The sequence below is a fragment of the Arthrobacter sp. D1-29 genome (genome assembly GCF_054130585.1).
Genome location: NZ_CP096383.1, coordinates 4,535,158 through 4,549,227 on the forward strand (window position 1 = coordinate 4,535,158; position 14,070 = coordinate 4,549,227).

Below are 14,070 nucleotides of genomic sequence, written 5' to 3' on the forward strand. Positions count from 1 at the left end.
GTCCGCGGCTTGGAATCATTACTGCGTCGTAACAGTGATGACCTCGAATAGCTCAAGTGGGGGCAAATCGATTACCAGGTCGTCGTTCACGGCGGCTGTATCCAGTTCCAGGCCAGTGACCAGAGCCTCCACCAGGACCTTCTCCCGGCCGCGTCCGGTCAAATGCAGCCGGCCTCCGCTGACGGAAACGTGTGGTCCATAGGAGCGACGCCGGGCACCGGTGTGGTTGAGGAAATGGATGACAGTGCTGTTCCCGCTTCGTCCTGCAATGAGCTCAACACCTTCATGGATGTCGCCGCGGATGTCCGGGGTAACGAGGGACTGAACGAGTCCCAGGAGGTGGTCCCGCACGTCGGTTTTTCCGAACTCCCGATACGTTCGCCCGATTGTCCACGGGACATACGCGACTTCGCCATCTCCATAGATGCTGCGCGCGTAATCGGGATGCGCACTTCCCGTGTGGCCATAGGCGAGTTCGGGCGGAGCGAACGGAGCTTGGGGAAGCATGAAGCCGACCTTTGCTGCGTCGGGCTTCCATACATAGGGAAAGTATCGTCCATAAACCGGGACAACTGGTGCCTCATAGTGGAACTCGCCCATCCTGGGCTGAGCAGTGTCCGTCACGAAAGTGGAGCGAAGCTCGGTTCCGGACAGCACGGAGTCCAAGGCGCGAAATGCCGGATTGCACTGCAGCTCAACGACGCCGTCACGGCTTAGACCGGAGGAACCGGTGGCCACCATCTTCCCGCCCCGATGGATGAACGCGTCCACCGCTGCAGCTGCTTTGCCCAATGTTCCCACATCGGGCAAGACGAGCAGGGAGTACTGGTCCAGTCCTCCATTCTCTCCGAGCTTTCCCAGCTGGTCGACCGGAATCACATCGAATGGCAGGTGAGCCTCAAGGAGTGACTGGTAGACCCCCCGAAATTCCTCGAGAGCGTCCCAGTGGTTTGGTGCCGACGAGGCGATGTCTGGCCGCACCAGGCCGATGTTTGCCGCAGGGCGCAGCGTCCGGTACAGGTCGCTGTGCCGGCTACGGAATCGCATCACTTCCCGGCCCAGGGAGATGCTCGAGGCCATGGGGAGACGCCCGGGCGCGCCCATGTAGTACGCCGAAGGATTCCCGCCACGGGCCATGGTCTGAAGCACGTACTGCGCGAAATGCTCGGGTTGCTCTGAACCCATTCGATACGTGCTGTCAATGAAGGCGACACAGTTGACCATGACGGACGATTCCGGCCTTGAGGACACGTGGGCGCTGACCGCCTCCGCCGTAGCGTGTGGCCACAATTCCTTCCCGGGCATGGATCGGAAGGCGTTGTTGGCTTCCAAATAGACAATCGGGGCCCCGGCACGAAGGATGACGCCAATGTCCCGTGACTTCGAGTTCACATGATCCGCAATCCGCGCGGTCAAATCGCCAAGTGTCGCACTCACGTACTGGCGCCAGAGACCGAACGTCTCCGCCTTCATGTCAGCAGGAAGTTCTTTCCCGCCACTGAAGCGCTCAAACCCACTCTTGCACGAGTCACAGTGGCACGGCCCGTGCATCACCTCGTCGTAATCGCGTTCGTTAAAGTTGAACCAGTTAAAGAACACGGCGTCGATGTCGTAGCGATCAATGAGCTCGTCGAGCACATCGAACGTCCGGGACTGGTAGTACTCAGATGAAGGGCAGACGCTGAAGAGCGTGTGATATACCTGCGGTTTTCCCTCCACTGATCGGAAGAGCCAGTCAGGATGCTCTTTCGCTATCCGCGTCGATACCTTCGACATGTCCAGCCTGGCAATGATCTTAAGTTCGCGCCGCTTCGCTGCTGCCACGGCGTCACCGAACAGGTCGCCCGAAGGACGCATGCTGAGGAGCGGATTGCGCGTTTGGAAGGGCAGGTCGGTGGGATAAAAAGACTCAATCCCGCCCGCGTTGAGCAACCACGTGTCCGCGCCGTATTCGACGGCGGCATCAGCAGCCTTGTCGACGTCCATATGAACGTCGATTTCCTGCAGATTCGTTTGCAGCACGTTGTACGGATCGAGCCAGCGGCTGTCTTTGGGCAGGTCACGATCGTATTCACCGGAAGAACCGTGAAGCATGGAAAAACCTATCTAGTGAGTTCCGGCTATATGCCGACTGAGGGTAGGTGAGGGGATAGTGGGCTGATACAGCGGGTCGATCGTCCGGCTATCCGGCAAGTTCCTTAGCCGCCGGCACTCTGACGACTGGGGCGTCTTCGCGGACACTTTCCTCATCGAGAATCGATTCCAGAAGCTCCCGTGTGTAGGGGTGCTGTGGGTTCCTGAACACCTCCACCACGTCTCCTGTCTCGACGATCCGGCCCTGCTGCATGACGGCCATCCGGTCGCAGATGTCCGCTACGACGCCGAAGTTGTGGGTGACCAGTAGAATCGCCATTCCCATCTCCTTCTGAAGATCGCGGAGCAGGTCGAGAATCTCAGCCTGGATGGTGACGTCGAGGGCAGTGGTGGGTTCGTCAGCGATCAGGAGCTTGGGTCGGCTCGCTACGGCACCGGCGATCAGAATTCGCTGCGCCATGCCGCCGGAGATTTGGTGCGGATACAGGTCAAAGGTCCTTTGCGGATCGGTGATGCCCACATGTTCCATCAGCTCAAGCGCCCGTTCCCGAGCGGCGCGCCGCGAAAGCGTCGTCGCACTCCGGATGCCCTCGACAAGCTGGGCGCCCACCGTGAACGAAGCGTCGAGGTTCGACATTGGCTCCTGCGGGACGTAAGCGATGGAACGGCCGCGAAGCTTGCGGAGCTCCCCTTCACGCAGCCCAATGAGCTCACGGCCCTCAAGCTTGATTGAGCCGTTCGTAATGATTGATTCCGGAGGAAGCACTCCCAGGATCGCAAAGGCGGTCTGGGTCTTGCCGGACCCCGATTCGCCGACAAGTCCGAGGGTTTCTCCCGCCCGCAGGTCGAGTGAGACCCCCTTGAGCACGGGCTTCTTTTCGCCTGACGGCGTCGGGTAGGAGATTTCCAGGTTCTGTACTTGAAGCAGGTCAGAGTCCGTGCCGTCGGTCTGGCCAGCCGGGGTGACTGCCGCTTGGGCCGGCGCCCCCACCTTCGAGGCCTTGGGGCGGACACCCTCAAGCGCATCCCGCAGTGAGTTTCCCAGCAGGACCAGACACGCAGACATCAGCCCGAGCAGCAGCGCCGGCCAAACGAACTGAAGCGGGTCGACGTAGAGATTGAGAAAGCCGGACGAGATCATTCCGCCGAAGCTCGGGATCTCAGCGGATCCAAGGCCGAGAAATGCCAGGCCGGCCTGGACGTTGATGGCCGAGCCAGTGAGGAACGCCGCAGAGATGATGACTGGCCCGCGCACCACCGGCATGACGTGCCGGCCCAGGACCCGCAGTGTTGACAGCCCCGACACTCGGGCGGCGTCGACGTAGAGCTCGTTCTTCACACCGACTGTCAGGTTACGCACGATACGGTAGACACCCGGGGCAAGAAGGACGCCAAAGATAAGCATCGTGGCCCGGTAGTCGCCCTTCGTCACCGGCATGAGGACGATCAGCAGAAGGATTCCCGGGAAGGTCATGATCAGGTTGAAAATCCACTCGACCGAGGTCCGTACGCGGTTCCCGAAGTACCCGCCAACCAGTCCGAAGAAGAGCCCGATGACGATTGCCACACTGGTACCGATCAGACCGGAGATGACGCTCGTGTTGATCGCGTAGAGCAGGCGCGCAAAGATGTCCTGTCCGCTTTGGTCTCCGCCCAGTAGGTAGCCGGGGGTCCCCATTTCGGCGTTCACGGCATCCAGCGATGACTCGTTTGGCCCGTGCAGCGTGATGACCGGCGCCAGTATGCCGATGATGATGACCAAAAGCAGGAAGCTGGCCGTGATGATGGCTTGTGGGTCTCGGATCAGTCTGCGGTATGCCGACCGGCGTACGGGAGTTGCCGGAGCCTCCGTCGCGATGATCGCTGATTCGGTGCTCAATAGATTCTCGCCTTCGGATTTAGCCAACCATTGATGAGGTCCGTCACCAGATTGACGCTGACGACGAGCATCACACTGAATACTGTGATGCCCATGATGACTGGGATGTCCCCCTGCAGGGAGGAGTTGAACGCGAACGAGCCGAACCCAGGAAGGGCAAACACGTTCTCGATGATGAGTGCACCGCCGAACATCGAGATGAACTCAAGCGACAGGACAACGAGGGCCGGAGCAGCGGCATTGCGCAGCGCATGGCGATACACGATGGACCACGTCGGCACGCCGCGGGTACGGAGCGTCCGGACGTAGTCCTTCTGGAGCTCGCCGATCATCGTTCCCCGTACCTGGGCGGCGATGTTCGCGATTCCGTTGATAACAAGCACGATCACCGGAATGGTGATTGACGCGGCCCATTTGCTCGGACTTTCGCTGAACGGGGTAAACCCGGTTGCAGGCAGGAGACGCAGATTGATGGAGAGGACGACCACCAGGACAATTGCAATGAGCAGGTTCGGCAGAAGGTGCCCAAGCAGCGACGCGCTCTGCGTCACCCTGTCAATCGCCCCGGCACGTGAAGCCGCAAGTACGCCGAGGGCCACGGCCACTATGACACTGATAATAAGTGCGGTGAGAACGATCGAGAGCGTCACGCCAAGACGTGATACCACCGCACCGACCACCGCCTCACTCGTAAAAAAGGAGACTCCGAAGTCGCCGCGGACAACTCCGCCGAGCCAGTCAAAGTACTGAACGATGAACGGGCGGTCGAGTCCCATGTCCTTCTTCAGAGCGTCGATCGACTCTGCTGTCGCTGCTGGCCCAAGGATATTGGCGGCCACTCCATCAGATGAAAAGCTCAGCAGCCAATATGTAAGAAAGGTCACCAGAGCGGCAAGAATCACTCCGATACCGAGACGGCGAAGAATGTACTGAAGCATTCTTGGCCCTACCTAAGCTCTCGCCGCAGAGTAAACGAGTTGGAAGGTGGCAACTCGGTTGCTGGCGACCACTGCGGCCGCGGAGCTCTGCGCCGGATAGATGAGCGTATGCACATCGCGATGACTCCTTTGTCGTACGTTTTGATTGATGCCGACCTCAAAGGCCAGCCTTGGTACCGCGCAAGCTAACTCTATGCGCAAACGACGGTTTTGACAACCGGTTGCCGTAGATCCCTGCCCCGGCTCGCGCTGATGGCTACCAGTCGCGACCGGTGTCTGAAAAGTGAATCGAAGGTCCGGCCGCTCTTTCGGTAAGCCAAGCACCGCGGGCTGCAGCAATCGATTGACAAGATATCCCCCTTGAGTGATGTCAGCAAACTTGTACCCGCTCCCCGCCCGCCGTCGCTTACGGGAAAACAGCACTATTCGCCATCAGTTTTTTCTGGCAACCGGTTGACTTAAATGCTTATCTGCGTACGCTGATGGCAACTGGGTTGTGAAAAACCACCCGCTCCAACTGAAACGAGGAAGTTCAGCGATGGTTGCAGATTCGCCTGTCCACGAGGTACGCAGCGTGCTCGCCACAGTCATGTGGGAGCCTGAGGAAATTGACCAGCTTCGGCAGGCGTTCGCTCCAGCGGAGTTCCTCCACCTTCATCCCGGGGACGCGGACGGCATCGCTGACGCCCTTCAGCGTGTGGATGTTGCCATCCATTTGATGGATATCGATGATCGGTTCCTTGCGGCACCCAATTTGCGCTGGGTGCACTGTGATCATTCCGGATTGACACGCTCGGCACGTCCCGAGGTGTTCGAGAAGGGGATTGTCGTTACAGGATCGGCCGGCAGGTCCGCCCAGGCCCTTGCGCAGCACGGATTCTACTTCGCCCTGTCATTGACCTTTGACGCGAAGCAGCTTTTCGCAATGCAGGACGCACACGTGTGGCGCGGCATTCCGGACTACCACAACCGTTTGGCGCTATGGGGGAAGACCCTGGGGATCGTCGGATTGGGGAACACCGGCCAGGCGATGGCTGAACTAGGCAAGGCGTTTGGTATGAACGTCATCGGCTACCGTCGGAGCGCCGGTGATCTCCCCGGCGGTGTGGACAGGATGCTTTCAGCTGATGCGGGCGATTCCCTGGATGCACTTTTAGAAGAATCCGACGTGGTCATGCTGGCTGCTCCCCTGAACGACGAGACCTACCATCTGTTCTCCCGCGATCAGTTCAAACGGATGAAGAACGACGCCTACCTCATCAACATGGCCCGGGGCCAGCTCGTCGACCAGGACGCACTGATCAGCGCGTTGAACGCAGGAGAAATTGCGGGAGCCGGACTCGATGTGACTGACCCTGAGCCCTTGCCGGGCGACTCCCCGCTTTGGGACATGTCAAACGTCATAATTACGCCCCATATGACCCCGAAGCTTCCGTCACGCACCCAGCGGTCGATCGATCTCATCCTTGAGAACCTCCACCGGTACCAGCGCAATGAGCCGCTGCTCAACGCCCTTACGCCACGGGATGTCTTCACCAAAGGCCCCCGTCCAACTCAACCGATCCATTCCTGAAACACGGCTTGCCAACCCACCGAGCAAAGGAGCTCCCATGCCTCAAATCCACTCACGGCGCCGCGCGATCGGCGCCATCGCCGCCGCAACCATCCTGGCCCTCTCGGCCTGCGGCACGGGCGAAACCAAGCCTTCGGCCACTGGAGGCGGTAACAGCGACAGCACCGCGACGGTCGCACTCGGCGTGCAGGCCCCGCCCAATTCGTTGGACCCTGCACAGCTGCATGACGGCACCCAACGGTACGTCTGGTCGTCCCTCTACGACACGCTTATTTACAGCAACCACGACGGCAAGCTGGTACCAGCTGCCGCCGAGAGCTGGGAGTACTCCGACGACGCACTCACGCTGACCCTGAAACTCCGGGACGACCTCACCTTCAGCGACGGTGATCCTGTCACCTCGGCGGCGGTGAAGGCCACACTGGAACGCACCAAAAACACCCCGGGACCGCAGCAGAGCAACTTGGCTGCTATCGAGTCCGTCGAGGCTCCCGATGAGCGGACCGCTGTCCTCCGTCTCAAGCATCCGGATCCCAACCTCCTTGTCGCTCTCTCCTATGGGTCCGGTGTCATCGGTGACCCCGACACGCTCGCTGACCCGAGTACCGCCCTCAACCCGGTAGCTTCCGGCCCGTACGTCCTCAACAAGGACAAGACGATCGCTGGGACGACCTACGTCCTGGAACGGCGCGAGGACCACTGGAATGCGGACGCCTACCCGTTCAAGACGGTCACCATCAGGGCGATTCCGGACCGGACTGCGCTCTTCAATGCACTGCTCACCGGAGAACTCGACGCCGGCAGCGTCGACGGGACCCAGGCGGAGCAGGCTAAGGGCGGCGGACTGAACGTGAAGCGCGTCGATTCCACTGCGATCGCTGAGCTGGTGCTCGCCGACCGCGCAGGGACCGTGACCCCGGCGCTTGCCGATGTCCGGGTCCGCAAGGCCATCAACATGGCCCTGGACAAGGAGGGCATCGTGAAAGCGATCCTTCGCGGCAACGGCAAGACGACCAATCAGGTCTTCAACGATTTTTCGCCGGCATACGACCCGGAACTCGACGACGTCTACCGCCATGACCCCGAAGCGGCGCGCAAGCTTCTTACTGAAGCTGGCTACCCGGACGGCTTCAAACTGGTGATGCCCGCCAACCTGCCGTCGCTGCAATATCAGCCCACCATCAGTCAAGCACTCGGGGATATCGGAATAGAGGTGGAATGGGAGCCCGTGCCCGCCCAGAATGCCGGACAGAATACCAAATGGGGTGCCTACTGGAACATCGGTGCCACTGCGGCGGCAACCAGGACGGCAGCTGTGTATTACCGGTCGGGTGGTTCCCAGAATCCATTCAAGTACACGGATCCTGAACTCGACAAACTGTTCGAGCAATTGGATGCCGAGACAGATCCCGAGCGTCAGGGAGCAATCCTGAAGGAAATCAACGAATTCGGAGTGCAGGACGCCTGGTTCGCTCCAGTTTTCTCGCAGGCGGCGCTCTGGGCGACTCAGCCCGGCTTCGAATACGTCGGCACGGGTGTATCGCTGTTCGACGTCCGCAATTTCGGCACAAACAACAAATAGGCCGGCTTTTGCAACGATCCGCCCGTTGGGCACCCACCGTGGTGCTCCGACGGGCGAATCGGCATCCCGCCACTATCCACCCCTCCGTAATGACACAGTGTGTCATAACATGGGTGCCCCCGGCCCTCAACGAATCCACATCATCACCGTCTGGAAGGACATCATGGGCAACGAAGCCACGTGGCAAGAAGCCATTACAAACAACCGTTTTGCAGGGAAAACCGTCATCGTCACCGGTGCAGCCTCCGGGATCGGGCAGGCGACCGCCCTGCGCATCGCGAAGGAGGGTGGCAAGGTCATCGCTGCTGACATCAGCAAGGAACGCCTCGACGCCCTGGTGGAAGAGAACGCGGGCCTGGACCTGGTGCCTGTGCCCGGCGACGTCTCCACCGAAGAAACGGTCGCCGCAATCGTCGCGGCTGCCGGAGGGCGCGTCCACGCCCTGGCCAACGTCGCCGGGATCATGGACAACTTCGCGCCCATCCACGAGGTGGACGACGAACTCTGGGACCGCGTTTTCCGGATCAACGTCACCGCTCTTATGCGCCTCACCCGCGCCGTTGTCCCGCTCATGCTCGACGCCGGCGCAGGCTCGGTGGTCAACGTCTCCTCGGAGGCCGGCATCCGCGGCTCGGCTGCCGGCGCCGCCTACACCGCCTCCAAGCATGCCGTTGTCGGCCTCACCAAGAACTCGGCAGTGATCTACGGGCCCAAGGGACTTCGCTTCAACGCGGTGGCTCCCGGCCCCACGATCACCGGCATCGTGGCGAACTTCGGATCCCGGATGGCCGCAGAACGCCTTGGCCCGCTCATGCAGGCCACCATCCCCACCCCGGCAACGGCCGCGCAGTTGGCTGCCTCCATCACCTTCCTGCTCAGCGACGATGGCACCAACATCAACGGCGCCATCCTGGCTTCCGACGGCGGCTGGTCAGCCCTGTAGTGAACCGAAAACGGACGACGGCGGGAGGTTCCGTCGTCGTCCGTGTCTTTAAGCCTGCCCGGGTCAAAAGTGGAACCGGCGCCCATGAACTGAAGGAGCAAAAGCATGTCAGAGTCAAAGCTTTTTGACCACAGCTATGACGTCGTGGTCGTCGGCACCGGTGCCGCGGGACTGGCGACAGCCATGGGCGCCGCCGATGAAGGCCTTCGGGTACTCCTGCTCGAAAGCACCGGAAAGTGGGGCGGCAACACCGCCATGTCCGGGGGCGGCATGTGGATGCCGAATAACCCGCTGATGCAGCGTGACCGCGCCGGCGACTCCCGCGGTGAGGCGCTGACCTATCTGGAGGCGACGGTCGGCGAGGAGTTCCGGGCCACGACGCGGGCCCGGAAAGAGGCGTTCGTCGACGGCGTCGCCGACTTCGTCAACACAGCAGAGAAGTACGGCGTGAGATTCGTGCGTGCGGCTGACTACCCGGACTACTACCCCGAGCTCCCGGGCGGCAAGATCGGCCGTGGCCTGGAGGTGAAGCCGTTCAATATCAAGAGGATCGGCGATTGGTGGACGACGTGCCAGGCGCCGGTCGCACTCCCGGTGAAGACCGACGACATTTGGCTTCTGGGCCGGGCCTGGTCAACACCGTCCGGCTTCATCCGCGGGGCGCAGCTCGTCTTCCGCGCCCTCGGCGGGGCGGTCACCGGCAAGAAGCTCGCCGGCATTGGCGCCGGATTCGCCGCTGCCTTCCTCGACGTCGTCGTCCAGAAGCAAGGTGCTGACCTGTGGCTGAATGCCCCGCTGCAGGAACTCATCGTGGAGGACGGCCGTGTCGCAGGGGTACGGATAACCCGGGACGGCGAAGCACTGACAATTGGTGCGGCGCGCGGCGTGATGCTGGCCGGCGGCGGCTTCGACCATAACAAGGACCTCCGCCAGAAGCACCACGGAATCGACGGCGCCCCGTCAGGCGCCCCGGGCAACCTCGGGCGGCCCATCGAAATTGCGCAAGACAACGGCGCCGCGCTTGAGCTCATGGACGACGCCTGGTGGGGCGGATCGGTCGCAGCAGCGCCTGGCCATGGCGCCGCATTCATTGTGGGTGAGCGTTCCCTGCCCTACTCGGTCATCCTCGACGCCAAGGGCGATCGGTTCGCGAACGAGTCCGAGTCCTACGTCGACCTCGGCCACCACATGCTCGAGCACGACAAGGACGGCCCGTACTGGCTGGTCGGAGACGCCCGGCACGCCCGCCGCTACCTCCGCACCTTCGCGATCGACCCGAAGAACAACAAGGCCATGAAAGAGGCGGGGATTATGGTCAAAGCGGACACAATTCCCGGGCTCGCTGCGAAACTCGACATGGATCCCGCCCGCCTGGAGGCGACCATCCACCGGTTCAACGGCTTTGCCAGGGCCGGTGTCGACGGCGACTTTGGGCGCGGCAACTCAGCCTACGACCGCTACTACGGCGACCCCACGGTCCACCCCAACGCCTGCCTCGGTCCGCTGGAAAAGGGTCCGTTCACCGCGTTCAAGGTGGTGATTGGAGATCTCGGCACCAAGGGCGGCGTCGTCACCGACGCCGAGGCCCGGGCATTGCGCGAGGACGGCACGGTCATCGAAGGCCTCTACTCGGCCGGCAACAACTCCGCCTCCGTCATGGGACGGACATATCCCGGCCCAGGTTCCACTATTGGCCCCGCCGTCGTGTTTGGTCTCCGCGGCGCCCGCCACATGGCACGCCAAGGCCATTGATGCCTCGACTAGGGCACTCGATTTTCCAACCATCTCTATCCGATTGATCGGCATGGACCAGGATGAACTTTCCCAACGAATTCCTCTGGGGTGCCTCCACCGCACCCCATCAGATCGAAGGCAACAACGTCAACAGTGACTTCTGGGCCCGGGAGCAGCTCCGGGCCACTTTTCCAGCGCGGAACTGGCCCACTACCGCCGCATGATCGACACCGCACTCGCGCTGGGCCTGAAGCCTGTCATCACGCTGCACCACTTCACAAATCCCCGGTGGTTCGCCGAGGAGGGCGGGTGGATGGGGCCGCCGGCAGTCGAGCGGTTCACGGCATATGCCGAAGCCGTTGCAGGCATTCTCGATGGCGTTGACTGGATCTGCACCATGAACGAGCCCAATATGCTCGCGTTGATGACGACGATGAGCCGTGCAGCCGAGCAGCAGACAGACAAAAAGTGGCTCAGCCCCACCGTCGACGATGATGCCCGCCCAGTCCTGCCCGACCCCAACCCTGAGATCGGCTACCGGCTAGTCGAGGCATCACGCCGTCCGTGATCTCGTGCGGGAACGGACCGGCGCCGCAGTGGGATGGACTGTGGCGAACCAGGCACTGGTAGCTTTGCCGGGCGGCGAGGACATGTTCGAGCGCCACCCGAAACCGAGCCTGGCATGGCTTGGGAACGTGGCCAAGAGCGGGTCTGTTTCCCCTTCTGTCACACAACCCGCGGTTTCGGAATGAACGCGGCCAGGACTCCGCAAACCACAGCTGCAGGCAGCCCGAGGACAAGTGCCAGAAAAAATCCCTGTTGACTCGGTTCATCGGTGCCCCTGCAGCCCCGGCGGAGCCAGCGAGAACGGCTGCCACAACAGCTGCGGCAATGCTTGTTCCCAATGCACGCATCAGGGTATTCAAGCCGTTTGCTGCCCCGGTCTCTCCCACCGGAACAGCGAGCATAATCAACGTCGGCATAGCCGCATAGCCGAGCCCGATGCCAATTCCGATCATCATGTTGACGACCAGCACAAGCCAAATGCTTGGCAGCATGAGCACAGCTGCGAGATACGCGAGTGCGATGATGGTTGCCCCTGCTACAAGGAGCAGCTTCGGGCCCGCGCGCCGGCTTATGCGTCCCGCAATAGGTGCCATGGCGAGCATCGCCAAGCCTGACGGGACGAGAATCAGGCTCGCATCCACAATGCTCAATCCGAGACCGCCGGAAGATTCCGGCAACTGGAGCAATTGGGGAAAGACGATGCTGGATGAAAAGAGAGCAAATCCCATGGCGACCGACGCCAGGTTTGTCATCAGGACAGGCCCTTTGGAGCTCACAAGAAGGTTAACCAACGGGTTCTGTCTCCGGAGTTCGTACCATCCCCACGCCAGCAGCGAGAGAATTCCGATCAATAAAGACACCAGCGTTGGTACGCTCAGCCAACCCCAGGTGTTCCCCCGCGAAAGGGCAAGCAGCAAGCCCACCAACCCCATGGCGAGGCCAACGGCGCCCCAAAAATCGAACCGCCCCTGATTGCGGGATTCCCCAGCCGGAACAACGAGGAGATACAGCGCCACAGCGACTGCGCCGATTCCAGCAGAGACCCAGAAGAGCGCATGCCAGTCAAAGTACTCCGTCACCAGCGCACTGACCGGGAGACCCAGAGCACCGCCAACGCCCAAGGTGGCGCTTACCAGGGCGATTGCTCCGCCGAGTTTTCCTGGAGGAAGCTCATCCCTCAAAATGGCTATCCCCAGGGGTATGACACCCGTTCCCATACCCTGCAGCGCCCGGCCAATAATTAGGGGCAGAACCGACAGCGAGAACGCACAGACGACTGACCCAGCCACCAGGAGCGACAGCAAAATGATGGAAACGCGCCGCTTGCCATACATATCCCCCAGCTTTCCCGAGACAGGGGTGCAAATGGCCGCCACCAAGAGCGTCACAGTGATGACCCAAGCGGTGTCATCTCTGCCGGCCTCCAGCAGCTCGGGCAACTTCGACTGGATCGGAATGAGGATGGTCTGCATGAACGACCCACCCAACCCAGCAAAGGCAAGGGCAGCCACCAAAGGCGCATGTCTCCGAACTTTTCCGCCGGCTTGTTCAACTGCGACGCTCTTGGTACTCACTGAAGCTTCTCCGAGATGGTTTGGGCAGCCTTGGTAAGGATGGGCACCGCTCTGCTGGCGAAGTGCTCGTCCAGCCGGGAAACAGGGCCGGACACTGAAATGGCTGTGGGTGTAGGTGCATCAGGGACCGCTACGGCAAAACAGCGGACGCCAATTTCTTGCTCTTGCTCGTCGACCGAAAAACCTCTTTCCCGGATGAGCCTGAGGTCCGCCAGCAGGTCGCTGGCCCCGCTGATGCTTCTGGCCGTCGGGGTGGGCATTCCTGCCCGCATGAGTATTTGCTGGACCGTGTCTTCGCTCAATTGGGCAAGAATGGCTTTGCCAATTCCTGTCGTATGGGTGTGGGCGCGGCGGCCCACTTCCGTAGAAGTGCGCATGGAATGAAGAGAGGGCACCTGAGCCACATAAACCACCATGTCCACATCAAGCACCGCCATCTTGGCGCTCTCTCCCAGCTGGTCCACCAGCGTCTTGAGTTGCGGGAGGGCCAGAGCACCGAGTTGTTTGATTGCTCCATCTCCCAACGTGATCAGCCGGGGACCCAGTGCATAGCGACGGTTGGGGAGCTGGCGAATACAGCCGAGGGTGACCAGGGTGCGCAGATGGCGGTGGATGCTAGGCGGGGGAATATGGGTGGACGAGGAGAGTTCGCTCAGTGTGGCGGCTCCCCCGAGGTTTTCGATCAGTTCCAACAGTTCAAACACGCGTCCGACGGCCTGTACACCAACAGGGGATTTTTCAGTCATGGTGTTTTCAGGGCTGACTTCGTCAGGGATTCCGTGAGCTGGCGGAGTGCCTCCGCTGCATTGACAGCATCGCTCTCGCTCCATTCTCCGAGACACTGCTGAAAGAGCGCTGATCGTTGCGTTTGCACATGCCGGAGTTTGTCCTCGCCCGCCGGCGTCAGTGCGAGAAGATGAGCACGGCCGTCCCTGGGGTCCTTTCTTCGGACCAGCAAGCCTTGCTCTTCCAACTCGGCGATTTGCCGGCTGAGGACCGGCGCGCCGACGCCGAGACGGCCGGCAAGCTGCGTAGCCCTGCATTCCCCGTCACTGATGGACCGAAGCACGAAGTGCAGGGCTACTCCAAGTCCTTCTCCACGCAGGCTGGCCGTATCAATGCGGCGCAGTGCACGTTGGACGCCTAGCAGTTCGTACACCAGGGCTGCCGTCACGTCAGCTGTCAT

The 14,070-nt window shown here is 61.4% G+C and carries 12 protein-coding genes; 6 read left to right on the plus strand and 6 right to left on the minus strand.

Going from position 1 to position 14,070, the window contains the following annotated elements:
• Nucleotides 1–18: 18 nt before the first annotated feature.
• From M1E17_RS20565 to M1E17_RS20575, 3 genes are all read right to left on the minus strand, one after another.
• A complete protein-coding gene (locus M1E17_RS20565; protein ID WP_457963768.1) occupies nucleotides 19–2,094 on the minus strand; it encodes an alpha-amylase family protein in 2,076 nt (691 codons plus the stop codon).
• Nucleotides 2,095–2,182: 88 nt separating this feature from the next.
• Complete coding sequence (locus M1E17_RS20570; RefSeq protein WP_457963769.1) at nucleotides 2,183–3,973, minus strand: dipeptide/oligopeptide/nickel ABC transporter permease/ATP-binding protein; 1,791 nt, start codon at nucleotides 3,971–3,973, stop codon at nucleotides 2,183–2,185.
• Nucleotides 3,970–4,911 (minus strand): ABC transporter permease, encoded by a 942-nt coding sequence (locus tag M1E17_RS20575; protein WP_457963770.1) that lies wholly within the window; start codon nucleotides 4,909–4,911, stop codon nucleotides 3,970–3,972. The genes M1E17_RS20570 and M1E17_RS20575 overlap by 4 nt, the downstream gene beginning before the upstream one ends.
• Nucleotides 4,912–5,449: 538 nt before the next feature.
• Here M1E17_RS20575 and M1E17_RS20580 point away from each other — a divergent pair.
• The 6 genes from M1E17_RS20580 to M1E17_RS20605 all read left to right on the plus strand — a co-directional run bounded on the left by M1E17_RS20580 (nucleotide 5,450) and on the right by M1E17_RS20605 (nucleotide 11,311).
• Complete coding sequence (locus tag M1E17_RS20580) at nucleotides 5,450–6,484, plus strand: D-2-hydroxyacid dehydrogenase (RefSeq protein WP_457963771.1); 1,035 nt, start codon at nucleotides 5,450–5,452, stop codon at nucleotides 6,482–6,484.
• Nucleotides 6,485–6,521: 37 nt separating this feature from the next.
• Complete coding sequence (locus M1E17_RS20585; protein WP_457963772.1) at nucleotides 6,522–8,066, plus strand: ABC transporter substrate-binding protein; 1,545 nt, start codon at nucleotides 6,522–6,524, stop codon at nucleotides 8,064–8,066.
• 163 nt (nucleotides 8,067–8,229) lie between these two features.
• Nucleotides 8,230–9,009 (plus strand): SDR family NAD(P)-dependent oxidoreductase, encoded by a 780-nt coding sequence (locus M1E17_RS20590; protein ID WP_457967859.1) that lies wholly within the window; start codon nucleotides 8,230–8,232, stop codon nucleotides 9,007–9,009.
• Between the two features lie 105 nt (nucleotides 9,010–9,114).
• Nucleotides 9,115–10,761 carry an FAD-dependent oxidoreductase gene (locus M1E17_RS20595; RefSeq protein ID WP_457963773.1) on the plus strand — a complete coding sequence of 549 codons (1,647 nt, stop codon included), beginning with the start codon at nucleotides 9,115–9,117 and terminating at the stop codon, nucleotides 10,759–10,761.
• A 62-nt stretch (nucleotides 10,762–10,823) separates the two neighbouring features.
• The gene (locus M1E17_RS20600; protein ID WP_457963774.1) at nucleotides 10,824–10,967 is read left to right on the plus strand and encodes a hypothetical protein; all 144 of its coding nucleotides are present in this window, start codon (nucleotides 10,824–10,826) and stop codon (nucleotides 10,965–10,967) included.
• Entirely contained in the window at nucleotides 10,964–11,311 is a 348-nt protein-coding gene (locus M1E17_RS20605; RefSeq protein WP_457963775.1) for a family 1 glycosylhydrolase, read from the plus strand. Before M1E17_RS20600 ends, M1E17_RS20605 begins: the two co-directional genes overlap by 4 nt.
• Here the strand turns inward: M1E17_RS20605 and M1E17_RS20610 are convergent.
• From M1E17_RS20610 to M1E17_RS20620, 3 genes are read right to left on the minus strand one after another with little or no spacing between them, the layout of a single operon-like run.
• On the minus strand, nucleotides 11,217–12,884 hold the full coding sequence (locus M1E17_RS20610; RefSeq protein WP_457963776.1) for an MFS transporter: 1,668 nt from the start codon (nucleotides 12,882–12,884) through the stop codon (nucleotides 11,217–11,219). The two genes, M1E17_RS20605 and M1E17_RS20610, sit on opposite strands and share 95 nt — an antisense overlap.
• Nucleotides 12,881–13,630 (minus strand): IclR family transcriptional regulator, encoded by a 750-nt coding sequence (locus M1E17_RS20615; protein ID WP_457963777.1) that lies wholly within the window; start codon nucleotides 13,628–13,630, stop codon nucleotides 12,881–12,883. The genes M1E17_RS20610 and M1E17_RS20615 overlap by 4 nt, the downstream gene beginning before the upstream one ends.
• A complete protein-coding gene (locus M1E17_RS20620) occupies nucleotides 13,627–14,070 on the minus strand; it encodes a MarR family winged helix-turn-helix transcriptional regulator (protein ID WP_457967861.1) in 444 nt (147 codons plus the stop codon). The genes M1E17_RS20615 and M1E17_RS20620 overlap by 4 nt, the downstream gene beginning before the upstream one ends.

Coding starts and splice junctions, on each gene's coding strand:
- M1E17_RS20565 (WP_457963768.1), bottom strand. CDS start 2,094: ATGCTTCACGGTTCTTCCGGTGAATACGATCGTGACCTGCCCAAAGAC.
- M1E17_RS20575 (WP_457963770.1), bottom strand. CDS start 4,911: ATGCTTCAGTACATTCTTCGCCGTCTCGGTATCGGAGTGATTCTTGCC.
- M1E17_RS20580 (WP_457963771.1), top strand. CDS start 5,450: ATGGTTGCAGATTCGCCTGTCCACGAGGTACGCAGCGTGCTCGCCACA.
- M1E17_RS20585 (WP_457963772.1), top strand. CDS start 6,522: ATGCCTCAAATCCACTCACGGCGCCGCGCGATCGGCGCCATCGCCGCC.
- M1E17_RS20590 (WP_457967859.1), top strand. CDS start 8,230: ATGGGCAACGAAGCCACGTGGCAAGAAGCCATTACAAACAACCGTTTT.
- M1E17_RS20595 (WP_457963773.1), top strand. CDS start 9,115: ATGTCAGAGTCAAAGCTTTTTGACCACAGCTATGACGTCGTGGTCGTC.
- M1E17_RS20600 (WP_457963774.1), top strand. CDS start 10,824: ATGAACTTTCCCAACGAATTCCTCTGGGGTGCCTCCACCGCACCCCAT.
- M1E17_RS20605 (WP_457963775.1), top strand. CDS start 10,964: ATGATCGACACCGCACTCGCGCTGGGCCTGAAGCCTGTCATCACGCTG.
- M1E17_RS20615 (WP_457963777.1), bottom strand. CDS start 13,630: ATGACTGAAAAATCCCCTGTTGGTGTACAGGCCGTCGGACGCGTGTTT.
- M1E17_RS20620 (WP_457967861.1), bottom strand. CDS start 14,070: ATGACAGCTGACGTGACGGCAGCCCTGGTGTACGAACTGCTAGGCGTC.